The sequence below is a fragment of the Pseudomonas sp. TMB3-21 genome, from assembly GCF_054898145.1.
This window is the reverse complement of sequence record NZ_CM142718.1, coordinates 3,289,132-3,312,500: the sequence shown is the minus strand read 5'-3', so window position 1 is coordinate 3,312,500 and position 23,369 is coordinate 3,289,132. Positions and strand designations below refer to the sequence as shown.

General features: G+C 59.3%; 27 protein-coding genes (1 of these 27 running past the window's edge). 15 read left to right on the top strand and 12 right to left on the bottom strand.

All coding sequences use genetic code 11. The features are described 5' to 3' along the window. Positions 1–40: the 5' end (the start) of a TetR/AcrR family transcriptional regulator gene (locus ACYZTS_RS15300; protein WP_461990203.1), read on the bottom strand. It extends 524 nt beyond the left edge of the window; 40 of the gene's 564 nt are visible here — the first part of the coding sequence; it begins with the start codon at positions 38–40; its stop codon lies off the left edge, out of view. Positions 41–132: 92 nt separating this feature from the next. Between ACYZTS_RS15300 and ACYZTS_RS15295 the strand changes: the two genes are divergently transcribed. Together ACYZTS_RS15295 and ACYZTS_RS15290 are read left to right on the top strand one after the other, a co-directional pair. Beyond that, positions 133–861: an SDR family oxidoreductase gene (locus ACYZTS_RS15295; RefSeq protein ID WP_028620741.1), complete on the top strand. Its 729-nt coding sequence runs from the start codon at positions 133–135 to the stop codon at positions 859–861. Positions 862–895: 34 nt separating this feature from the next. Then, on the top strand, positions 896–1,486 hold the full coding sequence (locus ACYZTS_RS15290) for a 2-hydroxychromene-2-carboxylate isomerase (RefSeq protein ID WP_461990201.1): 591 nt from the start codon (positions 896–898) through the stop codon (positions 1,484–1,486). Positions 1,487–1,542: 56 nt separating this feature from the next. Here ACYZTS_RS15290 and ACYZTS_RS15285 read toward each other — a convergent pair whose 3' ends face one another. From ACYZTS_RS15285 to ACYZTS_RS15265, 5 genes are all read right to left on the bottom strand, one after another. Next, entirely contained in the window at positions 1,543–3,351 is a 1,809-nt protein-coding gene (locus ACYZTS_RS15285) for an aminopeptidase P family protein (RefSeq protein WP_461990199.1), read from the bottom strand. A 56-nt stretch (positions 3,352–3,407) separates the two neighbouring features. Continuing rightward, a complete protein-coding gene (locus tag ACYZTS_RS15280; protein ID WP_461990197.1) occupies positions 3,408–4,574 on the bottom strand; it encodes an aminotransferase class V-fold PLP-dependent enzyme in 1,167 nt (388 codons plus the stop codon). Positions 4,575–4,733: 159 nt separating this feature from the next. Further along, positions 4,734–5,348, bottom strand: a complete 615-nt coding sequence (locus tag ACYZTS_RS15275) for a LysE family translocator (protein ID WP_028620737.1) — start codon at positions 5,346–5,348, stop codon at positions 4,734–4,736. A gap of 98 nt (positions 5,349–5,446) precedes the next feature. Further along, positions 5,447–5,716: a hypothetical protein gene (locus ACYZTS_RS15270; RefSeq protein ID WP_028620736.1), complete on the bottom strand. Its 270-nt coding sequence runs from the start codon at positions 5,714–5,716 to the stop codon at positions 5,447–5,449. Between the two features lie 151 nt (positions 5,717–5,867). Then, positions 5,868–6,233, bottom strand: a complete 366-nt coding sequence (locus ACYZTS_RS15265) for an antibiotic biosynthesis monooxygenase (RefSeq protein ID WP_028620735.1) — start codon at positions 6,231–6,233, stop codon at positions 5,868–5,870. 218 nt (positions 6,234–6,451) lie between these two features. On the opposite strand from ACYZTS_RS15265, the gene ACYZTS_RS15260 reads away from it, so the two are divergent. From ACYZTS_RS15260 to ACYZTS_RS15220, 9 genes are all read left to right on the top strand, one after another. After that, entirely contained in the window at positions 6,452–6,910 is a 459-nt protein-coding gene (locus ACYZTS_RS15260; protein WP_461990194.1) for a VOC family protein, read from the top strand. Between the two features lie 288 nt (positions 6,911–7,198). Further along, positions 7,199–8,398, top strand: coding sequence for a PepSY-associated TM helix domain-containing protein (locus tag ACYZTS_RS15255; RefSeq protein WP_461990192.1), 1,200 nt, complete (start codon positions 7,199–7,201; stop codon positions 8,396–8,398). Continuing rightward, positions 8,395–8,934 carry a hypothetical protein gene (locus tag ACYZTS_RS15250; RefSeq protein ID WP_028620732.1) on the top strand — a complete coding sequence of 180 codons (540 nt, stop codon included), beginning with the start codon at positions 8,395–8,397 and terminating at the stop codon, positions 8,932–8,934. The genes ACYZTS_RS15255 and ACYZTS_RS15250 overlap by 4 nt, the downstream gene beginning before the upstream one ends. Continuing rightward, positions 8,931–9,260: a hypothetical protein gene (locus ACYZTS_RS15245; protein WP_461990190.1), complete on the top strand. Its 330-nt coding sequence runs from the start codon at positions 8,931–8,933 to the stop codon at positions 9,258–9,260. Before ACYZTS_RS15250 ends, ACYZTS_RS15245 begins: the two co-directional genes overlap by 4 nt. Continuing rightward, a complete protein-coding gene (locus ACYZTS_RS15240; protein WP_028620730.1) occupies positions 9,257–9,829 on the top strand; it encodes a DUF6162 family protein in 573 nt (190 codons plus the stop codon). Before ACYZTS_RS15245 ends, ACYZTS_RS15240 begins: the two co-directional genes overlap by 4 nt. Positions 9,830–9,864: 35 nt before the next feature. After that, a complete protein-coding gene (locus tag ACYZTS_RS15235; protein ID WP_461990187.1) occupies positions 9,865–10,791 on the top strand; it encodes a metal ABC transporter substrate-binding protein in 927 nt (308 codons plus the stop codon). After that, positions 10,788–11,531: a metal ABC transporter ATP-binding protein gene (locus ACYZTS_RS15230; RefSeq protein ID WP_461990185.1), complete on the top strand. Its 744-nt coding sequence runs from the start codon at positions 10,788–10,790 to the stop codon at positions 11,529–11,531. The genes ACYZTS_RS15235 and ACYZTS_RS15230 overlap by 4 nt, the downstream gene beginning before the upstream one ends. Continuing rightward, complete coding sequence (locus ACYZTS_RS15225) at positions 11,531–12,430, top strand: metal ABC transporter permease (RefSeq protein WP_461990183.1); 900 nt, start codon at positions 11,531–11,533, stop codon at positions 12,428–12,430. The genes ACYZTS_RS15230 and ACYZTS_RS15225 overlap by 1 nt, the downstream gene beginning before the upstream one ends. Further along, on the top strand, positions 12,431–13,333 hold the full coding sequence (locus tag ACYZTS_RS15220) for a metal ABC transporter substrate-binding protein (protein ID WP_461990181.1): 903 nt from the start codon (positions 12,431–12,433) through the stop codon (positions 13,331–13,333). It abuts the gene before it with no gap. Positions 13,334–13,453: 120 nt separating this feature from the next. Here ACYZTS_RS15220 and ACYZTS_RS15215 read toward each other — a convergent pair whose 3' ends face one another. The 5 genes from ACYZTS_RS15215 to ACYZTS_RS15195 all read right to left on the bottom strand — a co-directional run bounded on the left by ACYZTS_RS15215 (position 13,454) and on the right by ACYZTS_RS15195 (position 17,949). After that, positions 13,454–13,684, bottom strand: coding sequence for an MbtH family protein (locus tag ACYZTS_RS15215; RefSeq protein ID WP_028620725.1), 231 nt, complete (start codon positions 13,682–13,684; stop codon positions 13,454–13,456). 81 nt (positions 13,685–13,765) lie between these two features. Next, on the bottom strand, positions 13,766–15,178 hold the full coding sequence (locus ACYZTS_RS15210; RefSeq protein ID WP_461990178.1) for a diaminobutyrate--2-oxoglutarate transaminase: 1,413 nt from the start codon (positions 15,176–15,178) through the stop codon (positions 13,766–13,768). A gap of 40 nt (positions 15,179–15,218) precedes the next feature. Further along, complete coding sequence (locus ACYZTS_RS15205) at positions 15,219–15,740, bottom strand: GNAT family N-acetyltransferase (protein ID WP_050483073.1); 522 nt, start codon at positions 15,738–15,740, stop codon at positions 15,219–15,221. A 206-nt stretch (positions 15,741–15,946) separates the two neighbouring features. After that, positions 15,947–17,272: an ATP-binding protein gene (locus ACYZTS_RS15200; protein ID WP_028620723.1), complete on the bottom strand. Its 1,326-nt coding sequence runs from the start codon at positions 17,270–17,272 to the stop codon at positions 15,947–15,949. Beyond that, positions 17,269–17,949 (bottom strand): response regulator, encoded by a 681-nt coding sequence (locus tag ACYZTS_RS15195; RefSeq protein WP_028620722.1) that lies wholly within the window; start codon positions 17,947–17,949, stop codon positions 17,269–17,271. The genes ACYZTS_RS15200 and ACYZTS_RS15195 overlap by 4 nt, the downstream gene beginning before the upstream one ends. Positions 17,950–18,228: 279 nt before the next feature. Between ACYZTS_RS15195 and ACYZTS_RS15190 the strand changes: the two genes are divergently transcribed. From ACYZTS_RS15190 to dsbG, 4 genes are all read left to right on the top strand, one after another. Then, positions 18,229–18,930, top strand: coding sequence for a hypothetical protein (locus tag ACYZTS_RS15190; protein WP_461990176.1), 702 nt, complete (start codon positions 18,229–18,231; stop codon positions 18,928–18,930). Between the two features lie 107 nt (positions 18,931–19,037). After that, entirely contained in the window at positions 19,038–20,774 is a 1,737-nt protein-coding gene (gene dsbD, locus ACYZTS_RS15185; RefSeq protein WP_028620720.1) for a protein-disulfide reductase DsbD, read from the top strand. Further along, a complete protein-coding gene (locus tag ACYZTS_RS15180) occupies positions 20,774–21,640 on the top strand; it encodes a TlpA disulfide reductase family protein (RefSeq protein ID WP_028620719.1) in 867 nt (288 codons plus the stop codon). Before dsbD ends, ACYZTS_RS15180 begins: the two co-directional genes overlap by 1 nt. Continuing rightward, positions 21,616–22,392, top strand: coding sequence for a thiol:disulfide interchange protein DsbG (gene dsbG / locus ACYZTS_RS15175; protein ID WP_028620718.1), 777 nt, complete (start codon positions 21,616–21,618; stop codon positions 22,390–22,392). The genes ACYZTS_RS15180 and dsbG overlap by 25 nt, the downstream gene beginning before the upstream one ends. 161 nt (positions 22,393–22,553) lie before the next feature. On the opposite strand, the gene ACYZTS_RS15170 is transcribed toward dsbG, so the two are convergent. Beyond that, positions 22,554–23,366 (bottom strand): alpha/beta fold hydrolase, encoded by an 813-nt coding sequence (locus ACYZTS_RS15170; RefSeq protein ID WP_461990173.1) that lies wholly within the window; start codon positions 23,364–23,366, stop codon positions 22,554–22,556. Positions 23,367–23,369 lie beyond the last annotated feature (3 nt).

The following is a 23,369-nucleotide window of genomic DNA, read 5'->3' as shown; positions in this document are numbered from 1 at the left end:
TCTCTTTGGTTTCCAACTTGTGACTGGCCGAATACCGCATTGCCCTACCCTCAGGATTGATCGCCTTGACGCCTGCCGAATCGTAGCATAACGTTCGTTTAGTTAACGATCGTTTAGCAAAGGACCTACCCCATGAATAACAAGAAGGTCGTACTGGTTGTCGGCGCGGGTGATGCCACTGGAGGTGCCATCGCCAAGCGTTTCGCTCAGGAAGGATTTACCGCCTGCGTAACGCGGCGCAGCGCCGAGAAATTGAAACCGTTGGTAGATTCGATCAACGCCGATGGCGGTCAAGCTCATGGCTTCGCCTGTGACGCACGCAAAGAAGAGGACGTAATTGCGCTGGTCGAGCAGATCGAGAGTGAGGTAGGTCCGATTGAGGCCTTCGTTTTCAATATCGGCGCCAACGTTCCCTGCAGCATTCTTGAAGAAACTGCGCGCAAATATTTCAAGATCTGGGAAATGGCCTGTTTTTCCGGCTTTCTCAACGCCCGGGAAGTGGCCAAACGTATGGCTACGCGTCAACGCGGCACGATCCTTTTCACTGGTGCAACCGCTGGCCTGCGCGGTGCCGCCAATTTTGCAGCGTTCGCCGGTGCCAAGCATGGCATCCGCGCACTGGCTCAGAGCATGGCTCGAGAATTAGGACCGATGAACATTCACGTGGCTCATGTGGTGGTCGATGGCGCCATCGACACTGACTTCATCCGCGAGAGCTTTCCGGAAAAGTACGCGACCAAAGATCAGGACGGCATCCTGAATCCCGAACACATCGCTGAGAATTACTGGTATTTGCACAGCCAGCCACGAGACGCCTGGACTTTCGAGCTCGATCTGCGTCCCTGGAACGAGCGCTGGTAAACCATCCAAAAACAATAACGAGTGCGTATCGACCATGAGCAAAACCGTTGAGTTCTACTTCGACCTTGGCAGCCCCGCCACCTATCTGGCCTACACCCAGCTGCCGACAATATGCACACAGGCAGACGCTCGTCTGATCTACGTTCCGATCCTGCTGGGCGGAGTATTCAAAGCCACCGGCAACTCTTCGCCAGCGACTATCCCGGCAAAGGGTCGCTACATGTTTCAAGACCTCGACCGCTTCGCCAGACGCTACGGCGTGGCGCTGAGATTCAACCCGCACTTTCCCATCAATACACTGTTGCTGATGCGAGCAGTCACGGGCATGCAACTGCGCCACCCCGAACGATTTCAGGCGTTTGTAGACTGTTTGTTTGAGGCGCTTTGGGTACAAGGTCTTGGCCTTGACGATCCGTCTACCGTGGCCAAGTTGCTCTCCGACAACGGCTTCGATCCTGTTGAAGTGCTGGCCCTGACCGCAGACGAGGAAGTCAAAGCCGCACTCAAGGGAAACACTGAGAAAGCCGTGCAGCGCGGCGTTTTTGGTGCACCGAGCATGTTTGTCGGGAATCAGCTGTTCTTTGGCCAGGATCGGCTGGACTTTGTCATCGAAGCCTTACGGTAAAGTCGATGCCATAAAGGATGAGCCAGGCGCTGCTAACAGCGCCTGACTCAACCCATTCAAATCGCGGCCGTTCGCGTGTTCAGCCACTCCAGCGCTGCACCGTCCAGCAACGGGCTGAGGCGCTGGCGGACTTCGGCGTGATAAGCGTTGAACCACTGCTTCTCTTCAAGCGTCAGCAACGAAGGCTCCAGGCAACGAGTGTCGATCGGGCACAACGTCAGGGTTTCGAATTTGAGGAATTCGCCAAATTCGCTGGAGCCCGCTTCACGGTTCAACACCAGGTTTTCGATCCGCACACCCCAGCGGCCCGGACGATAGGTGCCCGGTTCGATAGACGTGATCATCCCTGGTTGCATCGCCGTTTGCGGTGCGGCGGCGGCTTGATAGGCGATGACTTGCGGGCCTTCATGCACGTTCAGGAAGTAGCCGACGCCATGCCCGGTGCCGTGACCGTAGTCGACGCTTTCTGCCCAGATCGGCGCCCTTGCAATCGAATCCAGCAGTGGCGAGAGAATCCCGCGTGGGAATTGCGCCCGGGACAGTGCGATCACGCCTTTCAACACCCGCGTGCAGTCGCGTTTCTGCTCCTCGGTTGGCGTACCGACCGGCACCATCCGCGTGATGTCGGTGGTGCCGCCGAGGTATTGACCGCCGGAGTCGATCAGCAACAGACCGTCCCCTTCGATCACCGCATGCTCTTCTTCGGTGGCGTGGTAATGCGGCATCGCACCATTGGCGTTGAACGCGGCGATGGTATTGAAGCTTAGCGAAACATAATCCGGTCGACGCATGCGCGCTGCGGTCAGGTGCTCATCGATGGTCAGTTCAGTGATGCGTTCACGTCCCCACGCTGACTCCAGCCAAGCGAAAAATTCGCACAGCGCTGCGCCGTCCTGTTCCATGGCTTTGCGGATGTGTTCGGCATCGGCCAGACTTTTTTGCGATTTTGCCAAAGTGGTTGGGTTCAGACCTTCAATCAGTACGACGCCACTGTCCAGATTGTCCAGCAAGCCTGCCGTCACTCGTGCCGGATCGACTTGCAGGCTCGAGCCACTTGGGACCGCGCGCAAGGCGTCGGCAACTTCGCTGTAATCGCGCAGGGTGACGCCGTCCTCTTCAAGGATGCCACGCAACTCGGCGCTGACCTTGCTCAACGCCACAAACAAGGTGGCTTGGTTCTGGCTGATCAAGGCGAATGAAACGAATACCGGATTGAACGACACATCGCCGCCGCGCAGATTGAACAGCCAGGCGATGTCGTCCAGGGTCGCAATAAAATGCCAATCGGCACCGCGCGCTTTCAAGGTTTCGCGCAGCTTGCCCAGTTTTTCGACACGGCTGATGGTTGCCTGCGGCGGCAGGTGCTGATAGATCGGCTCGTTCGGCAGGCTCGGGCGATCGCTCCACACTTCGCTCAACAGATCGATATCGGTGCGCAGTCGAGCGCCACGCGCTTCAAGTTTTTCACCCAACGTGCGCGCGGACGCCACGGCCATCACCGCACCGTCCACCGCGACCACACCGCCTTCCGGTGTCTGCTCCGCCAGCCAGTCCAGCGGACCAGGTTGCCCCGGCTGCAGTTTCACCAGCTCGATGCCGGTGCCATTGAGTTCTTTGCTCGCCTGCTCCCAGTAACGGCTGTCAGCCCAGACGCCGGCGAAGTCCGCCGTAACAATCAAGGTGCCGACCGAGCCATGAAAACCCGACAGCCATTGCCGCCCTTGCCAATAGCCCGGCAGGTATTCCGAAAGGTGCGGATCGGCCGACGGCACCAGCAGGGCATGAATGCCCTCCCGGCTCATCAGTTCGCGGGTGTGCGCCAGGCGCTCGGGCACCGATCCGTTGATCGAAGGCTGCGTACTCATCGTGTCTCCTGCTAATCACTGCATATTATTGTTGAGTGCCGATCACGCCGGCGCTTTCAGAGTCCTGTCGCCCAGAATGCCGGGGCACTGGCGCAAGACGCTTTAATCAGGTGAATGGCCTGGTCGATGTCCTGCTCGGTGGTAAACCGTCCCAGGCTCAAGCGAATGGTGCGACCTGCGGAGCGAGCATCATGCCCCAAAGCCAGCAGCACATGAGAAGGTGCGTTACTCGCGGAATTGCAGGCCGACGTCGCGGAAAACGCGATTGTATTGCTTAAAGCGTCGGAGCTGAATTCGCCCTCGTTGAAGGTCAGGCTCAACGTATGAGGGATGCGCCGGGTTGCGCAGCCATTGAGGCGTACGCCGGGAAGGCTCAACAGTGGCTCAAGCAAACGTTCACGCAGACGCTCGATCGCGGCATGCTCTTGTTCGAACACTTGGGCAGCCAGGGCGAAAGCCGCGCCCATGCCGGCAATCTGATGTGTCGCCAACGTGCCTGAACGCAAACCGCCTTCGTGCCCGCCGCCGTGAATCTGTGCCTGCAAGCGCTGTTGCGCACGCGGGCCGACATACAACGCGCCGATACCTTTGGGGCCGTAAATCTTGTGCGCCGAAAAAGACATCAGATCCACCGGCAAACGAGCCAGGTCGATGGCGACTTTGCCTGCGCCTTGCGCCGCGTCCACATGGAACAGCGCATCATGCGCGCGGACGGTATCGCCGATCGCCGCGATGTCATTCACGGTACCTAACTCATTGTTGACCAGCATCAGCGACACCAGAAAAGTGTCCTCACGCAGGGCATCGCTGACCGCTTGAGCTGTGATCAAGCCGTCCGCGTCCGGCATCAGGTAAGTGACGGAAACGCCGGCGTCCTGCAACTGGCTGGCCGTGTCGAGAATGGCTTTGTGTTCGATCTGACTGGTAATGATGTGACCGCCGCCAACAGCACGAGCCTGGGCCACACCCTTGAGCGCAAGATTGTTGGATTCGGTCGCCCCGGACGTCCAGACGATTTCCTGGGCCTGAGCACCGACCAGCTCTGCCACTTGCTGCCGCGCCCGCTCAACCGTTTGCCGGGCCTGCTGGCCAAACGCGTGGGAACTGGACGCGGGGTTGCCGAAATTGCCGGAAAAACCCAGACACTCGACCATGACCTGGATGACCCGCTCATCCACCGGAGTGGTGGCGGCGTAGTCGAAATACAACGGACGTTTGTTCATAAAAGACTCGCAGAGCTTGTTCCGGGATCAGCGGCTGGAAAGAGCACACAGCAATACCTGATCGGATGCGTTAAGAAAGTACGACTTCAGTGAAAAGTGCGTAGGAACGCTCCTGAAGTCGAGCTTAACAGGCATCGGCCAACCGGTTGAAGCAATGCGTCAGCTAAAGCTTTCAAGCAACAACGGATACAGCGAAATCACCAGCAGCGTCGCCATGCCCCAATTGAACAGCCGCAACCAGCGCCGGTCCTTCAAGACGTTGCGCAACAGTGTGCCGCAAGCCGCCCAGACACTCACGCTGGGCAGGTTGATCAGCGCGAAGACGGCAGCAATCACGATGACATTGGTGAAGTAGCCCTGCATCGGCGTGTAGGTGCTGATGGCGCCGATGGCCATGATCCACGCCTTCGGATTGACCCATTGAAATGCCGCAGCACCCAGATAGCTGATCGGTTTAGCGTCGCCCCGCTCTGCGTCGGACACAGGCCCGGAGTGTGCAATTTTCCACGCCAGGTACAACAGATACGCGGCACCGACGTAGCGCAACACCGTGTAGAGCAGCGGATAGGTTTGAAACACTGCGCCCAGACCAAAGCCCACCGCCACGACCAACACGAAGAAGCCGCAGGTAATACCGAGCATATGAGGAATGGTGCGGTGGAAGCCAAAGTTCACGCCCGATGCCAGCAACATGGTGTTGTTGGGGCCGGGTGTGATCGAAGTGACCAGGGCGAACAAAGCGAAGCCGAGCAGCAAATCGAGCGAGAGTGTCATGGGTGGCAGTCCATCAAGGTCAGTCAGGTAACGACCCTATCGCACGCCTCGGGAGAAACCCACGGACAGTTGCGTGAAACTTCGAGCAGTACAGTCGCTCAGCTTGGACGACCGTGAAGTTGCACGGCACGTTCCGCGTTCATTTCACCTTGTTTATCGAAGCTGAACGATTTCTGCGGTTCGCCGATCAATGCGGCTTTCCTCGAGTGGTATTCGTCGAAGGACAGGCCGCGCCGGTTCAGCGCCTCAAGTGCCAACTGACGAGTTTCTTCAGCGGTGTACGGCCGGAGTTCCGGCGAAACGTGAGTGGCGCATCCGCTGAGAACGGAGACGGCGAGCATGAGGCTGGTGGCGAGGAGTGTTTTCATTTCCGGCGTCCTGGAATCTGGGTTCGGGGCAATGAACACAGGCTACTCGGGCAGCCGAATGAGCAGAAATCAACGCTCTCGATAGTCGCTATCGAGTTTGGCTAATGCCTGGCTGTATATTCCGCGTGATGCCCAGGCTGCTGCACTCGATCTAGCCCACCAGGTTGCAATGCAACGCGTTGTCACGGCTGCGCTCCAGACTGTGCAGCACTTGATACGAGCCGAAAGTCACCGTTCTGGCCTGGTGCGCGCGAATCAATTGCCAGAAATCTTCCTCGCCGCGTTCGAAACTGCGGAATGCGGCCTCCCCCGCCTCGCGTGACTGCCACTGCAGGTAATTCAAGACCCGACTGCCGTCGTCGCTGACCTGGATGCTCGCGCTAAGGAAACCGCCATAAGCCTGAGCCAAACGTTCGGTCTGGGCCGAGAGCGCCGACACCAGCGCCCGATGCCTATGGGGCTCGACATGGAATTCGATGAGTTGAGTGAAGCTGCAATTTTTCTCAACGGGCTGCATGAATAATCCCTCTGCCTGGAAGCCGAAAATGACGATCCGAAAGCCGGCAGGGTAAAACCTCCAGTTAAGTTAAGGTCAAGAAATTATTTCCGCTGTCCGCCCTGAAATCTGCTGCTCGTCGGGCTCCCGGTCGACCAAAAGGGTCTGGCCTATAGTTATCCGGCTGGAAGTCGGAGCGACCGATTTCCCACTGTTCACAATAAACAGGGAGAGCCGTCATGAGCGTCAAACCCATTCCCGAGGGTTATCACAGCATCACGCCCTATCTGGGGATTCAGAAAGCCGCCGAAGCCATCGATTTCTATAAAAAAGCCTTTGGCGCGGCCGAGGTCATGCGTCTTGCCATGCCAGATGGAAGCATCGGCCATGCGGAGCTGCGTATCGGCGACAGCGCCATCATGCTGGGCACGCCCTGTGATCAAGGGCCGTTGAGCAACCCGCAATCGTCACCGTCAGTGGGCCTGCATCTATATGTCAGCGATGTCGACAAGTCCTATAAACAGGCCATCGACGCTGGCGCTACCGTAGTGTCCGAGTTGAAGGATCAATTCTACGGTGACCGGTCGGGAACCTTGAAGGATCCTTATGGGCATCTGTGGTTTCTGGCGACGCACAAGGAGGACCTGACCCAGGAGCAGATCGAACAGCGCGCGAAGGAGATGTTTCAGCAGGAATGAAGGTTTGGTATCAAAATGTTTTGTGGGTGCACGCTTGATCGCGACAACGGAACAGCCCAGAGAGATGTTGTCGGATCCACCGCTCTCGCGAGCGAGCTTGCACCTACAGAATGTCTATCGCGAACAAGAAACATTTTCTTTCATAAACATCTTCGGGATTTTTGATTCTCATTCGTCTTATATAGATGCAGGCGGTTCGCGTAGGCAAAAGCCACGACCGTACTTTTCATGGACCCCACGCTGGGAAGCCCGCAGCCAAGGCCCTCTCATCGATACAAGACCCTAAACATGTCGAAGAAATCCCGCTCCAAACTCTGGTTTCTCGTCCATAGCTGGCTGGCACTGCCGATCTGGTTTTTCGTATTGATCGTCTGTGTCACCGGCACGCTGGCCGTCATCAGCCAGGAAATCGTCTGGCTGGCCAACCCGCAGATGCGCGCCAGCCAGCCTTCCGACGATGCGCCGCTGCTGAATTACGACCAAATCATCGCGGCAATCAAAAAGGCCGAGCCGGACACGCTGGTCGAAGAAATCAACCGGCCGGACGAGTCGCACTTTGCGCTCGACGTCAACGTCAGCTACCCCGATGGGCGCAACGTCACGGTGTACGTCAACCCGTATACCGGGGTGATTCAGGGAGCCGCTCCGCAATTTGACTTCAAGGCCTTTACCCGGGCGCTGCACGGCTGGTGGCTGGTGCCGTTCACCAACGGATTCAGCTGGGGCTGGTACCTGGTATCGTTCCTGAGCCTGCCATTGCTCGCTTCGCTGGTCACCGGGCTGGTGGTCTACAAGCGTTTCTGGAAAGGCTTCTTTCGGCCGACCTTGCGGATTCGTCACGGCGCACGGATTTTCTGGGGCGATTTCCATCGACTCAGCGGGATCTGGTCGATCTGGTTCATCGCGATCATTTCCATCACCAGCGTCTGGTTCCTGATCCGGGCATTCATGTTCGACAATCAGATTTCGATCTCCACCGCCCCCGTGGCGCTGGTGGTTCCGCGTGAAAGTGTGCCGATCACCGCCGATGGCTCACCGGCACCGATGATCAGCATGCAAGCTGCAATCGAGCAGGCCAAGCAGCGGATTCCAGGTCTTGAGGACAGTTTTGTCAGTCTTCCTGCCAATGCCTACAGCTACCTCTCGGTCGGTGGCCGCAGTTGGTACCCACTGATGTACCAGACAGCCGATATCAATCCTTACACCGGGGAAATTGCCGCGACTCGCCTGCTCAAGGATCGCTCGGGCCTGGAGCTGGTGACCGAATCAATGCGTCCACTGCACACCGGCGATTTCGGTGGACTGTGGATCAAGCTGATCTGGTTCTTCTTTGGCCTGATCATGACCATGATGGTGCTCAGCGGTTTGCTGATCTGGACCAAGCGTACTGCCCTGGCCACGGCAAATGCGCTTAAACGTACCGGCAAGCAAACGCGCAACGAGACGGTTTCGGCGACCAGTCACGAAGCCACGGAGGTGAACCAATGAGCCTGTTCGTCGCAGATAAACCGGCGTCGGCGTTGAGCCGTTTCTGGCACAAATGGCGCTTCCACATCAACATTCTGCTGTTGCTGATTCCGCTGGGTTTCATGCCCAAATACTTTGCCGATGCGGCGCTGTTTCGCGGTGACGCCGGCCTCGGCGAGCGGGAAATCGGTGAAGTCAAAGTGGGCCCGTGGAGCGTGCGTCTGGCTGAATTGCGCAATGAAGCGCCGCAACTGGATGCGGCCGGTTACATGAAAAGCTTCAATGCAGCCCTGTGCGACAGCTGCCGCGATCAAGTCAAGGCGACCTACCTGCGTGTCGGCAAACCGCGCAGCCTGCGCGCCGCCGGGGTTATTTTCTTCGGCACGCCGCACCGCATGGGCGCCATGTTGCCCATCCCGGAAAAGACCAAGGCTGACGCCGAACTGTGGATCACGATGGAAGGCTGGGACGGCGCCATGCATCAGGCGTCGATCCCCCTGAGTCAGGCATCCCCCGCTACCCTCGCGTGGCTGAACAAACAAGGAGGCAAACCATGAGCAACTTCTTCATTCGCCGCAACGTCGCACTGTTGATGCTGTGTGCTGGCTTCAGCGCCAGTGCGCTGGCGCACAATCCGATGTGCGAATGCAAAGCCGTCGACGCCGAGCAGATCGAATGCACCGGCGGTTTCTCCGACGGCAGCGGCGCACCGGGTGTGACGCTCGACGTGATCGGCTATGACGAAACCATCCTGGTGCCGGGCAAGCTCGGGGCTGACTCCAAGGTGACCTTCAAAAAACCCGGCGCCGAGTTCTACGTGCTGTTCGACGCCGGCCCCGGCCACGTCGTCGAGATCGACCAGGCGGACATTCAGGCGCCATGAGTACACCAACCACGCAAGTTGTGCGCCCGGCCGGTGCCGGCCATGAGACCCTCTACGTGCTGCTGTTGTGCCTGATGATCCTCGCGGTGGCCGGCACGGTGGCCGCCTGGCGCGGAGAAAAGCAGGAGGTCAGCAGCGTCAAAAGCCATCAGCTCGATGCACGCCGTGATCTCGGCGCATCCGAACAAGGTATCTACGCCGACTTGCGAGTGACACTGGACGAGATCCACCTGTTGCGCCAGGAACAGCAAGCCCTGCCGACGCCGGCAGCCCTCGCAGACGAAGGATTCGCGCCGTTCGCTCAGGACGCGAGCTCGGTCAGTCGCGGCGGTCATGCCTGGCAATTGCTCGACGCCAAGGCCTATTTCGGCCTGAGCCAGGCGCCGGACGTGGCAGGCTCGTTCCTGATGCGCCTGACCGCTGCGGACGATGCGCCGGACGTCTGGCTCAATCGCGGCAAAGCCCTCGCAGCGCCGACCGACCTCACTGACGCCGCGCTGGAAAGCGCCGGATGGCAGCAGATCGTCGCGCAATTCGATGCCGGTGTGACCCGCCAGCATCGGCACTGAACCCTCGCCTTCCTCCGAGAGAAGACCGCTTTCCCATGCCTAGCTCATCTCATCGTTCTTTTGTGCGCCTACTGATCGTCGGCCTGCTCGCTTCCCTGCTGACGCCCATCGTCAGCGCCGACGAGGCCAAGCGCCTGCGCATCGGCATCACCCTGCACCCTTATTACAGCTACGTGGCGAACATCGTCGGCGACAAGGCAGAGGTCGTGCCGCTGATTCCAGCCGGTTTCAACCCGCACGCCTACGAACCCCGCGCCGAAGACATCAAGCGCATTGGCGGGCTCGACGTGGTTGTGCTCAATGGCGTCGGCCATGACGATTTCGCCGACCGTATGATCGCCGCCAGCGAAACGCCAAATATCGCCGTGATCGAAGCCAATGAAAATGTGCCGCTGCTGGCGGCAACCGGCGTTGCTGCTCGCGGTGCCGGCAAGGTCGTAAATCCGCACACATTCCTGTCGATCAGCGCTTCCATCGCCCAGGTCAACAACGTCGCCCGGGAACTCGGCAAGCTCGATCCGGCGAACGCCAAGTCCTACACTCAGAACGCCCGCGCTTACGGCAAGCGCCTGCGCACGATGCGCGCCGATGCCCTGGCGAAACTGACCGAAGCGCCGAATGCCGAATTGCGCGTGGCCACCGTGCACGCGGCGTATGACTACCTGCTGCGCGAATTCGGCCTCGAAGTGACGGCCGTGGTCGAACCCGCCCACGGTATCGAGCCGAGCCCGAGCCAGTTGAAGAAAACCATCGATCAACTGCGCGACCTGGACGTGAAGGTGATCTTCTCCGAGATGGACTTCCCGTCCAGCTACGTTGACACCATTCAGCGTGAATCCGGGGTGAAGCTCTACCCGCTGTCGCACATTTCCTACGGCGAATACACCGCCGACAAATATGAAAAGGAAATGACCGGCAACCTTAACACCGTGGTACGCGCTATTCAGGAGTCCGGCGCATGACTGTCCAGGAAACCCGCCTCGTCCAGGCCGCCGGCCCGACCCTGGATTTCGCCGAAATCAGCCTGACGCTCGGCCGCACGACCATCCTCGACAAGGTGACCTTTCAGGTTCAGCCCGGCAGCATCCACGCGCTGGTTGGTCCCAACGGTGGCGGCAAGAGTTCACTGATCAAGACCTTGCTCGGGCAGATGCCCCATCAAGGTCGTTTGAGCCTGCAATGGCCCGGCGAACCCGGGACGATCGGGTATGTGCCGCAAGCCCTGGAATTCGATCGCGGCCTGCCGATGACCGTCGATGATTTCATGGCCGCGATGTGCCAGCGGCGCCCGGCGTTTCTCGGGGTGAGCAAGCATTACGCCGCTGCCATCGGCGAAGCACTGGAGCGCGTCGGCATGCAGGACAAGCGCAAGCGCCGCATGGGCGCGCTGTCCGGCGGCGAGCGTCAGCGCGTGCTGTTGGCGCAAGGGCTGATTCCGGCGCCGCAGTTGCTGGTACTCGATGAACCCATGTCGGCTCTCGACGAGGCCGGCATCCGGGTCTTTGAGCGCTTGCTCGGCGACTGGCGCCAGAGCGGCATTACCGTGCTGTGGATCGAGCACGATCTGGAAGCCGTTGGAAGGCTGGCCGATCGCGTCACCGGGCTGAACCGTCGAGTACTGTTCGATGCGACGCCGCAACAGGCACTGACCCCGGAGCGTTTGCTGACGCTGTTTTCGACCCATCCACGGAGCGCTGCCTGATGAGTTATGAAGCCTTTCGTTTGGTGATTCAGGGCTGGGCGTCTTCGGGTTATCTACCTGAAGCGCTGGCGTATGGATTTGTGGTCAACGCCCTGCTCGCGGGGCTGTTGATCGGCCCGGTGCTCGGTGGGCTTGGCACGCTGGTAGTGGTCAAGCGCTTTGCGTTTTTCTCCGAGGCAGTGGGTCACGCGGCGCTGACCGGCGTCGCCATCGGCATTCTGCTTGGCGAGCCTTACACCGGACCGTACGGCAGCCTGTTCGGTTACTGCCTGTTGTTCGGGATTTCGCTGAATTACCTGCGAAACCGTACGGGGCTCTCGCCGGATACATTGATCGGCGTCTTCCTGTCGGTGTCTTTGGCACTGGGCGCCAGTCTGTTGCTGATTCTGGCCGGCAAAATCAACGTGCACATCCTCGAAAACGTGCTGTTCGGATCGGTGCTGACGGTCAACGGCAATGACCTGCTGGTGTTGGCCATCGTCGGCTCGCTGGTGATGGCGCTGGCGCTGCCGTTGTACAACCGCATCATGCTCGCCAGCTTCAATCCGCAACTGGCGGCGGTGCGCGGCGTGGCGGTGAAAACCCTGGATTATCTGTTCGTGATTCTGGTGACGCTGATCACCGTGGCGGCAGTGAAAGTCATTGGCGCCATTCTGGTGGGGGCATTGCTGGTGATTCCGGCCGCGGCCGCACGTTTGCTCAGCCAGTCGCTCAAGGGCTTTTTCTGGTGCTCGGTATTGATCGCCACGGTCAGCACGCTGTGCGGGATCCTCGCACCGATCGTATTCGACCTGCCGATCCCGTCCGGCGCCGCCATCATCCTGGTCGCCGGCATCGCCTTCGCCCTCTCCGCCATTGCGCGCGGCGTGGTCCCCAGTCTTAAAGGGAATCTCGGATAAATGATTTTTTCAATGCGAAAACTGGCCCTTGCCGTGGCTCTCTGCGGGCTGGTGAATACGTCATTCGCCGCGCAGGGCGGGCAACCCTTGCATGTACTCGCGTCATTGCCGATCACCTATGGGCTGGGCGAAGTGCTGCTCAAAGGCACCGACGTCAAACTTGAACGTGCAGCGCCGGCGAACTTGCCCGGCAGTCGTCAGACCGCTTATTTCACTGGCCGTGGCGCACCGGCGCTGGCGAAACTGGCGACCGATGCCGATGCGGTGATCGGTGTACGCTCGCTGTGGGCAGATGATCCGCTGTATCCGTTTTCCCGCCGCAGCAACATTCGCATCGTCGAAATTGACGCCGCCCGCCCGGTGGACGGCGCCCTGCCCGGCATTGCCGTGCAACCGGACAACAAGGTCGATGGCCTCAACAGTCAGCCGTGGTTTTCCAGCAACAACATGGGACGCATGGCGGACGTGATGGCGGCGGACCTGGTGCGCCTGGCGCCTGCGGCCAAGCCTGCGATCGAGGCAAACCTGGCGGCGCTGAAACAGCGTTTGCTCAAACTCAGCGCCGACAGCGAAGCGCGGCTGGCCGCCGCTGACAATCTGAGCGTGATGAGTTTGAGCGATCACTTCGGCTACCTGATCGGCGGGCTCAATCTGGAGTTGGTTGGGCTGGATGCACGACCGGATACCGAGTGGACGCCCGAGGCGCTGAAGCAGTTGGTCGCGACGCTGAAGGACAACGACGTGGCAATCGTGCTGCATCATCGGCAGCCGTCTGACGCGGTGAAAGCGGCGATTGCCGAGTCAGGAAGTCGCTTGGTGGTATTGAGTACCGATGCGGCCGATCCGGTGGCCGAGCTCGAAGGCAACGTGGATCTGGTCATCAAAGGATTGAGTGGGGCGTAACGTCAGCCGGACCGCAAGGCGACACGAACTGCGCACATGAAAAAGCCCGCTGACCTTCTCGGTCCAGCGGGCTTTTTTCTCACGCTCTGCGTTGGCACGCATCGTGGGACGATCAGCGTCTCAATTAATAGCCACTGCCGCCTGCTCTTCCATCTTCTGGCGCAGGCTCAACGGGCGCATGTCTGTCCAGACTTCTTCGATATAGGCCAGGCATTCCTTTTTCAAACCGCTTTTACCCACGGTGCGCCAGCCCCCGGGCACGGCTTTGTAGTCGGGCCAGATCGAATACTGTTCTTCGTGGTTCACCACCACCTGAAAGAGGATGTCCTCGCGGTCGAATACTGAAGTCATGCTGATTCTCCATCGTTGTCGGTTGGCTGCGCAGCGGTGCACAGCCGTTATGTAGAAGGAACGTTGCGCGGGTCGGGAAATTTAGACACTGCTTGTTGCCGCCACCATCGCCCGACCGAAGATCTCCGCAACCCGGTCGATTTCCGCGGCGGTGATGATCAGCGGCGGCAGGAACCGCACCACGCCGCCATGCCGTCCGCCCAGTTCGAGGATCAAGCCGCGCTTGAGGCATTCGCGCTGCACCAGCGGCGCGAGTCGAGCGAAAATCGGCGCATGACCTTGCGCATCGCGGGCACCGGTTGGATCCACCAGTTCCACGCCGAGCATCAAGCCGCGCCCACGGATATCGCCCAATTGCGGAAAGTCTCGCTGGAGAATGCGCAGGTGTTCACTCAAGCGCTCACCCATCGCCGCGGCGTGTTCGCAAACCTTGTGCTCAATCAGATAACGCATCACTGCAGAGCCCGCAGCCATGGCCATCTGGTTGCCGCGAAAAGTCCCGGCATGCGCGCCTGGTAGCCAGGTGTCGAGCCAGTCGCGGTAGACGACGACCGCCAGCGGCAGGCTGCCGCCGATGGCTTTGGACATCACCACGACATCCGGAATGATCCCGGCGTGCTCAAAGGCGAACATCTTGCCGGTGCGCGCAAAACCGCTCTGGATTTCATCGACGATCAGCGCCACGCCGGCCTGTTCAGTGATGCGCCGGACGCCGCGCAACCAGTCGAGATCGGCCGGAATCACCCCGCCTTCGCCCTGTACCACTTCAACGATGACCGCCGCCGGCAACTGCACACCCGCTTCGGGATCATTCAGCAGGTTGTCCAGGTAATTCAAATTGACCTGCACACCCTGCGCACCACCCAGGCCGAACGGGCAGCGGTAATCGTATGGATACGGCATGAATTGCACGCCACTGCTGAGCAATGCACCCATCGGTTGCTTTGGACCCAGGCTGCCCATCAGGCTCAATGCGCCCTGGCTCATGCCGTGGTAACCGCCCTGGAACGACAACACAGTGCTGCGCCCGGTGGCGGTGCGCACCAGTTTCAGCGCGGCTTCCACCGCATCGGTACCGGTCGGGCCACAGAACTGGATTTTTGCTTCAGCCGCCAGCGCCGGTGGCAGCAAGCCGAACAGGTCCTGAACAAATTGATCCTTGACCGGGGTCGTCAGGTCAAGCGTGTGCAGCGGCAGTTCATCGCTCAGCACTTGCCGGATTGCTTCGATCACCACCGGGTGGTTATGCCCCAGTGCCAGCGTGCCGGCCCCGGCGAGGCAGTCGATGAACGTCCGCCCCTCCACGTCTTCGACGTAAATACCTTTGGCTCGCTTGAGTGCCAGCGGGATACGTCGCGGGTAGCTGCGGGCGTTGGACTCCTGGCGGTTCTGACGCGCCAGCAACGGTGACTCGGTGAAGTGATAGAGCGTTTCGCCCGGCGCCGAAGCGGTCCGGGCCGACTGATCTTCCATAAGACTGATAGCGACTGACATCTCTCGACCCTCGATAAGGTTTTCCTGTTCTGGAAACGCATCAGGGCGCCGGGGATTTAGGTCCTTGATCGGCTTTCTGCAACGGCACTGTCAAGTCTTTGAACATTGGAATCGCCTGGAGCCCGGCCATCTGGAAGGGAGGAGTAGCGGGCTGGTAACCCAAATGACGGTAAAACGTTTCGCTGGTTCGCGTGCTGTTGAGCCGAGCCTGACTGAACCCCAGATCGTGCAGCCAGCGTTCAAGGTCGCCAACCAGTGCCTGCCCGGCGCCGCGGCGGAACCATTCCGGTTGCACGTAGCAAAATGCGATCCTGCCGCTCGTCGCAGCCATCGCAACGCCGACCGGTTTGTTCTCCAGCAGGGCCAGGTTCAGGTACACCCGCGGATCGGTGAGCCAGGCTTGAATGTGGTCGACGGTTTTGCTGTGGGTCCAGGTGGCGACGGTGTGCGGATCGTTGCGATGGTCGAGCGCACAGCCGACGCGGATGGAGCGTTCGACGATGCGGCTGATGATGCCGGCGTCGGCAGAAGTGGCCTTGCAGATGCGTATAAGAGAATCCATGGCGCTGCTGCCTCAATCCATTGAGAAAAAGCGGAGGCCGACGATAGCGCCGGTGGCATCAGGAATACATCGAACAGAGGTTACATTTGATGTGAGGCGCAGATCTGCAGGAGCAGAGCTTTCTCGCGAAAGCGGTGTGTCAGGCAATAGTTATGCTGAATGTTAAACCGCTATCGCGAGCAAGCTCGGCTCCTACAAGGCAGAGGTCAGACGGGTTGCAATGGCATGGTGAGTTCAACCCTTAGCCCGTCCGGGCGGCTGTCGAAATGCAGGGTGCAGCCGCAGCGCTGGACGATCGCTTGCACGATCGCCAGGCCCAGCCCGCAGCCGGTACTTTGGCCGTTGCGCCAGAAGCGTTGCGTCAGGTGCTGTAAATCACCTTCGGCGATTCCCGGCCCATGATCGCGCACAACGAATTGCACCCGGTCTGCGCTGGTTTCCAGGCTGAGTTCCACCGGCTCGTCGCCGGGGGTATGCCGCAGTGCGTTGTCCAGCAAGTTGCGCAGCGCCGCAATCGACAGCACGGCGGGCATTTGCACGGGGGCGTGCGACAGCTTCGAAGGTGGCAGAAACCTGATGCGCTGACGATCACCGCTTGCCGCATCCTGAATCGCCAGTTTTGCCACTTGCTCGGCGCTGCATTGCACGCCGTCATCAAAGGACAGGCTGCCCTCGACTCGAGCCAGCAACAGCAACTGCTCAAGCGTGCGGTGCAGACGATCGGCGCCCTCTTCGGCCCGAGCCAGCGACTGATCACGCGCAGCGCCATCGGTCATGCGTGCGACCTGCAGGTGCGTCTTGATCGCCGTCAGCGGGCTGCGTAATTCGTGAGCAGCGTCACCGGTCAAGCGCCTTTCGCGTTCGATGGCCTTGCCGATGCGCAGAAACAGCTGGTTCTGAGTGTCCAGCAAAGGCTGCAACTCGCTCGGCAGCGGTTGGATCTGCAACGGTTCCAGCGAGTCGGCACTGCGCCGCATCAAGGCATCACGCATGCGATTGAGCGGGGCCAACCCCTGACCGATGCCCAACCAGAGCAAGCAAAGACAGCCGAGCAATGCCACACCAACCGGAACCGAAGCAGCCAGCAGGATCGACATATTGAGGGCTTCCCGCTCGATTTGCCGATCGGCCGTCGTGATCCGCAAATCGCCGCGGGCCAGGGTGAAACTGCGCCACGGCGCCCCGTCTATCATCTGATCGTGAAAGCCCATTTTCTCGGCTTCCAGGGTTTGTTCAGGATCGGTATGGCTGCGCGCCAGAATCTCACCCCGCAACGAGCTGACCTGACACGCCATGCCCCCCGGAAGATTCAGTTGCTCTGCACTGACACGGGTCCCTTCGCCGTTGCTTGGCAGTGCCGGCAACTGCTCCATCAACCCGGCAACCATTCGAGCGGAGGCCACGAGCCGTTGATCAAGGGAAAACATCATCTGATTACGCAGGTCGCTGAGCATCCAGGCCGCAGCCAACGCCCAGATCAGCGCGAAAGCGGCGCCGAGTGTCAGACTCAAGCGCAAACGCAGGCTCATCACTTCGATTCTTCCCCACTGTCGGCCGGACCCAGGCGATAACCGAGGCCGCGCACCGTTTCGACGATACCGTTACCGAGTTTGCGCCGAAGGTGATGAATGTGCACGTTGAGGGCGTTGCTTTCGAGTTCGTCGCTGAAGCCGTAGACGCTGTCTTTCAGTTGTTCAGTGGAGAGGACCCGCCCGCGATTGTGCAGCAAGGCCTGCAACAGCGACTGTTCACGCCGCGAAAGGTCGACGGGTTGGCCTCCGAGCAGGGTTTCACGGCTGCTCGGGTTGTACGTCAGACGACCATGTTCGATCAGGTTGACGCTGCGCCCGGCAACTCGGCGCAATAAAGTATGCAGACGCGCGGCGAGTTCGCGCAGATCGAACGGTTTAAGCAAGTAGTCGTCCGCCCCGGCCTGCAAACCGTCGACACGATCAGTGACCGAATCGCGTGCAGTCAGGATCAACACCGGAATTTCCAGACCGTTATGCCGCAACTGTTGCAGCAACTTGAGGCCGTCCTCATCAGGAAGACCGAGATCGAGCACCATGACATCAAATTCGGCGACCTTGAGCATCGCCCGCGCAGCTGACGCGGTAGCGACGTGCTCCACCGTCAGGCCCTGGGCGGTAAGGCCGGCGACGATGCCGCTGGCGATCAGCTCATCGTCTTCGCAAACCAGTACGTGCATTGAAAGCTTCCTGCGTAAAAAAGCGATTGAAGCAAGCGGGCATTAAGCCGTGATTATGGCAAGGTCCGTTGCTGACGAGTAGCACCAATAATTCAGGTGCGCCTTGTCCGTTTCCAAACCACTGCAACTGTCTTTTATAAACGCAACTAACACAGCGCCCATCAGGAAACAAAACCCAACAGTAATTACATCCGCAAGTTGAAACTTCGAGATAACCTAAGTCCGGATCAGACACAAACATCCATCAAGCCTTATAAACTAATGAACGGATTCATAATCATGCAGACACTTCAGAATTTTGTGGCCGTCGATTGGCGCGCCGGAAAGGACAAAATTTATTTTTTCTTTAAGGACAGCAACACCTATTCGCGCTTTGACATCGCCGAAGACAGAGTGGAAGACGGCTACCCCAAAGATATCGATCAGAGTACCTGGGGCGACTTTCACCCCTACGCGAAACATCTTCTTTTCGGCTTTGCAACCTCAGGCATTGACATTACAACTGCCTTTGACTTTGATTCCGACACGCTGTGGCTTTTCTTCTACAAGGACAATGTTCCGACGGTTTGCAAATACGACCAGGATGACGACCGGGTAGAAAGTATCATTCCTGTTTCGAAATCCATCTGGCACTCTCTTCTCCCGTATTTCGATCAAATCATAGCCGGGACATTCAAGTCTTCCGCCTTGCACCCTCGTCGATTTCATTTCCTGCTGGAGGGTGGAAAGTCCATCTACCTTGATCTGCACAGAACAAAACCGGTTGCATTGAAAGTATTCGATGAAACGTTGCCTGGACTTGCGCCCTACAAGGATCTGATCATCACGGCGGTACAAAACGACCGAACACTAGCCGACAGCCACTACTACGTTTTTCTCACGCAGAACCGGTATATGCGCTATGACCTTTTCAACATGAGATTTCTCGCAGGACCGCTACGGGTCAGTGATGTCAGCTGGCCAGGGCTGTTGCGCGATTAAACCGCCGCCGGTTACAGAATGACGCTCGCTGGTCAGTAAAGTTAATCGACGGTTAATCGCGCCCCCCCATCGTGCACAGCAATTGCACAGGGACAAGGCTCTCACCAATGCGTCGGCTATTTTTCATTTTTGCTCTTCTGGTTTCCGGCCTTGTTCAGGCCGGGACCAATCCGTTTGCTACCAAACCCGAATTCCTTCCGGTTGATAAAGCGTTCACTTTTACCTCAGAGCGACTGGAATCCGGGGAAATGCAGCTTTATTGGCAGATTGCCGATGGCTATTACCTCTACCAGCAACGTCTGAAGTTCGACGGTTTGGCCAAGGAGCATAACCCCGCATTACCGGCGGGCGAATCGCACAGCGATGAGTTCTTTGGCGAACAGCAAGTCTATCGGCAGGGTCTGGAGCTAAAGATCCCGGCCGGCGCCACGGGCCAGATCAAAGTCGGTTTCCAGGGCTGTGCGGATGCCGGCCTCTGTTACCCACCGCAAACCAAGGTCGTGGACCTGGGCGGAATATCTGCCGCGTCGGCGGTCGAACAAGCACCTGATCAGGCACTCGCCAGCGGCCTGCAACAACGCGCGCTGGGCTGGAGCTTGCTGGTGTTCTTCGGCTTGGGACTGTTGCTAGCGTTCACTCCGTGCACGTTACCGATGTTGCCGATCCTCGCAGGTTTGGTCGTCGGCAGCGGCGCTTCACCGAAACGCGGCTTTGCCCTGGCGAGCAGCTATGTCGTCAGCATGGCGCTGGTGTATGCAGCGCTGGGCGTATTGGCGGCGCTGCTCGGTGCGAATTTGCAGGCGCTGTTGCAGAATCCTTGGCTGCTTGGCACGTTCGCGGCGGTGTTCGTACTGCTGGCGTTGCCGATGTTCGGCTTCTTCGAGCTGCAGTTACCGGTCGCTGTACGTGATCGACTGGAAAATGTCTCGCGCGGTCAACGCGGCGGCAGCCTGATCGGTGCCGGTGTTCTGGGTGCCGTATCCGGTTTGCTGGTCGGGCCGTGCATGACCGCCCCACTGGCAGGCGCGCTGCTTTATATCGCGCAAAGCGGCAACGCTCTGCACGGTGGCTTGATTCTGTTTGCCATGGGCATCGGCATGGGTATTCCGCTGCTGCTACTGGTGACCGTGGGCAACCGCTTCCTGCCCAAACCCGGCGCCTGGATGAACCTGCTCAAAGGCGTGTTCGGTTTCCTGTTCCTGGCCACCGCGCTGTTGATGGTGCGTCCGCTGCTGGACGATTCGCTGTGGATTGGCTTGTGCGGTGCCTTGCTCGTGATCGCGGCTTACAGCGCCTGGAAGCAGTCGCAAGGGTTCGGTCGCGTTGCTCATCTGTTCGGCGCCAGTGCTTTGCTGATGGGGTTGTGGGGCAGCTTATTGATCATCGGCGCGGCGGGTGGCAGTGGTGAACTGTTCAAGCCACTGCAGGTGTTCAACGCCTCGAACGCGAGCCCGGTCACCCGTCCGGTCGGCCACGATGCATTCACCACGATCAAGGATCCGGCAGCGCTGCAAAAGGAGCTGGACGCCGCACAGGCGCAAGGTCAGTGGGTGCTGCTGGACTACTACGCCGACTGGTGTGTGTCGTGCAAAGTCATGGAAAAGCAAGTGTTCGGCAAATCCGAAGTTCTCGACGCGCTGAGTGAGGTACGCTTGCTGCGCCTCGACGTGACCGCCGACAATGCCGCCAGCCGGGAATTGCTCAGCCGCTATAAGGTGCCGGGGCCGCCGAGCTTTCTGTGGATTGGCGGCGACGGTGAAGAACGACGCAGCCAACGCATCACCGGCCAGGTCGATGCCGAAACGTTCCTGCAACGCTGGACCACCACCCGAGACGCCCGTTAATGCTGACTTTTACCCTCGGCACCTTCGCCATCGCGCTCAACCATCTGCTGCTGATCAGTGCGCTGGCACTGGCGACTTTTGTCGGCTGGCGAGCGGCCAAACGCGGTGGCGAAAATCCCGAATCGGCGCTGTTCAGTCTTTTTCTGTTCGGCATGCTGGCGGCACGGATCAGTTTTGTGACCATGTACTGGGCACATTACCGTGATGATCCGTGGCAGATGATCGACGTGCGCGACGGCGGTTTTCTCGCCTGGCCGGGCGTGATTGCGCTGCTGCTCGGCGCCGTATATCGCGGCTGGCGTCGGCCTGGTTTGCGTCGTCCATTAGGCTTCGGCGTGGTCAGCGGCGTGGCCTTCTGGTTGTTGGCGACGTTTTCTCTGACGATCTACGAACAAGGCACACGCCTGCCGGAAATCACCCTGCGCAATGCCGCTGGGGAAACCGTGCAACTGGCGGATTACAAGGGTGGACCGCTGGTCATCAACCTCTGGGCGACCTGGTGTCCGCCTTGTCGGCGGGAGATGCCCGTGCTGGAAAACGCGCAGATGCAGCGTCCGGACCTGACCTTTCTGTTCGTCAATCAGGCGGAAAGCATGCAAAGCGTCGCCACTTATCTGGAAACCCAAGGCCTGAGCCTGAGCAACGTGTTGTTCGACGGCAGTGGTCGCCTGGGCCAGGCCGTGGGTTCAATGGCATTGCCGACTACGCTGTTCTATAACCCTGACGGTCGACTGTTGGGCAGCCATCTGGGCGAGTTGTCGGAAGCCAGTCTGGCGCGCGCCCTGGAAAACTTCGACAGCCTCCCTTCCGCCACACCGGCCACCTCTTCAAGGAAATTGCCATGCCCCGCTTCCGCCACCTGCTGACGCTGACCCTGACCCTGAGCGCAGCAATTCTTCATCTGCCATCGCTGCAGGCCGCCGAAGAACTGCCTGAGGCGATCAAGAAAATCGAAGCCAAGGGCGCCAAAATTGTCGGCCAGTTCGACGCCCCTGACGGTTTGCGCGGTTATGCCGCGCAATATCAGAATCGTGGCATGGCGCTGTACCTGACGCCGGATGGCAAGCACGTATTGCTGGGCAATCTGTATGACGCCGAAGGCAACGACCTGAGCAGCGAGCCTTTGCAGAAGCTGGTCTACGCACCGATGTCGAAAGAAGTCTGGGGCAAGATGGAAGCCAGCAGCTGGATCGCCGATGGCAACAAAGACGCGCCGCGTATCGTTTACATGTTCAGCGATCCGAACTGCCCTTACTGCAACATGTTCTGGGAGCAGGCCCGGCCGTGGGTGAAGGCGGGCAAAGTGCAGTTGCGACACATCATGGTCGGTATCATTCGCGAGGACAGCCCGGGCAAATCAGCTGCATTGCTCGCCGCCAAGGATCCGCAAAAAGCCCTGCAAGACCATGAAGGTGCCGGCAAGGCCAGTTCGCTGAAAGCACTGAAAGAAGTGCCACCGGCGATTCAGGCGAAACTGGCGGCGAACATGCAGTTGATGGAAGAGCTGGAATTGTCAGCCACCCCGGCGATTTTCTACATGGACGACAAGGGTGAGTTGCAGCAGCAACAAGGCGCACCGTCGCCGGACAAGCTGGTGAAGATTCTGGGGCCGAAGTAGGTCCTCTGAGACACTGCGAAACCTCGCCGGCCCCTTCGCGAGCAGGCTCGCTCCCACAATGGAATGCTGTTCCCTGTGAGCGCGCGAGCAGGCTCACTCCTACAATGGAATGGTTTCCTCTGTGGGAGCGAGCGTGCTCGCGAAAGCGTCAGCAAAAACCGTTAATTTCCATCAGCCAGAAACTTCAGCAACTTGTCCGTCACAAATTGCGGATTTTCCCGACTTGAAATATGTCCGGCATCCGGCACCAGCACGCACGGGCAGCCGATCAGTTCAGCCATTTCCTTGGCCTCCGACGGCGGTCGTGGCTTGTCCTGATCACCACACATCACCAGCGTTGTCGCCGGATTCAACTCGCTCAGTCGCGCCATGAAATCATCGCGACCAAAGGTTATCCGCCCCATCGGCACAATACTTTCACGCAGGCGATCGGCTGAAAGCGCCGCCAGGGAAGCACGAAATTCCTGATACAGCGGCGACTGCGGATCGATTCCCGGACGGAAGAAAATCGGCACGACGATATCGAGCATTTGCGGAGTGATCTCTCCGGTCTCTTCAATCTGTTTCAACAACGCGAAATAATACTGGCGGGTCGGCTCGGGCTCTTTGCCGGCGTAGGTATCCATCAGCACCAGACCCTTGATACGTTGCGGCGCCGACAGTGCCGCCCGCACACCCCACATGCCGCCGACCGACAACCCCACCAAGGTAATTCGGTCGATACCCAGATGATCGATCAACGCCAGCACCTGACGCGCAATGTCATCCAGCGACGTTGTGCCGTCGGGCACCGACCCGGATTCGCCATGGCCCCACAACTCAGGGGCGATTACGCGGTAATGCTGCGAGAGCGCTGCGATCTGCGGCGCCCACATGCTCTGATCCCACAAATAACTGCCCGCCAACAGCACCGCCGACCCGGTGCCTTGATCAATGTAGTGCAACGGTTGTCCATCAACGGTGAAGAAAGGCATCGA

Excerpts from the sequence above, each read along its gene's own strand:
- ACYZTS_RS15295 (WP_028620741.1), top strand. The coding sequence starts at position 133 with ATGAATAACAAGAAGGTCGTACTGGTTGTCGGCGCGGGTGATGCCACT.
- ACYZTS_RS15290 (WP_461990201.1), top strand. The coding sequence starts at position 896 with ATGAGCAAAACCGTTGAGTTCTACTTCGACCTTGGCAGCCCCGCCACC.
- ACYZTS_RS15285 (WP_461990199.1), bottom strand. The coding sequence starts at position 3,351 with ATGAGTACGCAGCCTTCGATCAACGGATCGGTGCCCGAGCGCCTGGCG.
- ACYZTS_RS15280 (WP_461990197.1), bottom strand. The coding sequence starts at position 4,574 with ATGAACAAACGTCCGTTGTATTTCGACTACGCCGCCACCACTCCGGTG.
- ACYZTS_RS15275 (WP_028620737.1), bottom strand. The coding sequence starts at position 5,348 with ATGACACTCTCGCTCGATTTGCTGCTCGGCTTCGCTTTGTTCGCCCTG.
- ACYZTS_RS15270 (WP_028620736.1), bottom strand. The coding sequence starts at position 5,716 with ATGAAAACACTCCTCGCCACCAGCCTCATGCTCGCCGTCTCCGTTCTC.
- ACYZTS_RS15265 (WP_028620735.1), bottom strand. The coding sequence starts at position 6,233 with ATGCAGCCCGTTGAGAAAAATTGCAGCTTCACTCAACTCATCGAATTC.
- ACYZTS_RS15260 (WP_461990194.1), top strand. The coding sequence starts at position 6,452 with ATGAGCGTCAAACCCATTCCCGAGGGTTATCACAGCATCACGCCCTAT.
- ACYZTS_RS15255 (WP_461990192.1), top strand. The coding sequence starts at position 7,199 with ATGTCGAAGAAATCCCGCTCCAAACTCTGGTTTCTCGTCCATAGCTGG.
- ACYZTS_RS15250 (WP_028620732.1), top strand. The coding sequence starts at position 8,395 with ATGAGCCTGTTCGTCGCAGATAAACCGGCGTCGGCGTTGAGCCGTTTC.
- ACYZTS_RS15245 (WP_461990190.1), top strand. The coding sequence starts at position 8,931 with ATGAGCAACTTCTTCATTCGCCGCAACGTCGCACTGTTGATGCTGTGT.
- ACYZTS_RS15240 (WP_028620730.1), top strand. The coding sequence starts at position 9,257 with ATGAGTACACCAACCACGCAAGTTGTGCGCCCGGCCGGTGCCGGCCAT.
- ACYZTS_RS15235 (WP_461990187.1), top strand. The coding sequence starts at position 9,865 with ATGCCTAGCTCATCTCATCGTTCTTTTGTGCGCCTACTGATCGTCGGC.
- ACYZTS_RS15230 (WP_461990185.1), top strand. The coding sequence starts at position 10,788 with ATGACTGTCCAGGAAACCCGCCTCGTCCAGGCCGCCGGCCCGACCCTG.
- ACYZTS_RS15225 (WP_461990183.1), top strand. The coding sequence starts at position 11,531 with ATGAGTTATGAAGCCTTTCGTTTGGTGATTCAGGGCTGGGCGTCTTCG.
- ACYZTS_RS15220 (WP_461990181.1), top strand. The coding sequence starts at position 12,431 with ATGATTTTTTCAATGCGAAAACTGGCCCTTGCCGTGGCTCTCTGCGGG.
- ACYZTS_RS15215 (WP_028620725.1), bottom strand. The coding sequence starts at position 13,684 with ATGACTTCAGTATTCGACCGCGAGGACATCCTCTTTCAGGTGGTGGTG.
- ACYZTS_RS15210 (WP_461990178.1), bottom strand. The coding sequence starts at position 15,178 with ATGTCAGTCGCTATCAGTCTTATGGAAGATCAGTCGGCCCGGACCGCT.
- ACYZTS_RS15205 (WP_050483073.1), bottom strand. The coding sequence starts at position 15,740 with ATGGATTCTCTTATACGCATCTGCAAGGCCACTTCTGCCGACGCCGGC.
- ACYZTS_RS15195 (WP_028620722.1), bottom strand. The coding sequence starts at position 17,949 with ATGCACGTACTGGTTTGCGAAGACGATGAGCTGATCGCCAGCGGCATC.
- ACYZTS_RS15190 (WP_461990176.1), top strand. The coding sequence starts at position 18,229 with ATGCAGACACTTCAGAATTTTGTGGCCGTCGATTGGCGCGCCGGAAAG.
- dsbD (WP_028620720.1), top strand. The coding sequence starts at position 19,038 with ATGCGTCGGCTATTTTTCATTTTTGCTCTTCTGGTTTCCGGCCTTGTT.
- ACYZTS_RS15180 (WP_028620719.1), top strand. The coding sequence starts at position 20,774 with ATGCTGACTTTTACCCTCGGCACCTTCGCCATCGCGCTCAACCATCTG.
- dsbG (WP_028620718.1), top strand. The coding sequence starts at position 21,616 with ATGCCCCGCTTCCGCCACCTGCTGACGCTGACCCTGACCCTGAGCGCA.
- ACYZTS_RS15170 (WP_461990173.1), bottom strand. The coding sequence starts at position 23,366 with ATGCCTTTCTTCACCGTTGATGGACAACCGTTGCACTACATTGATCAA.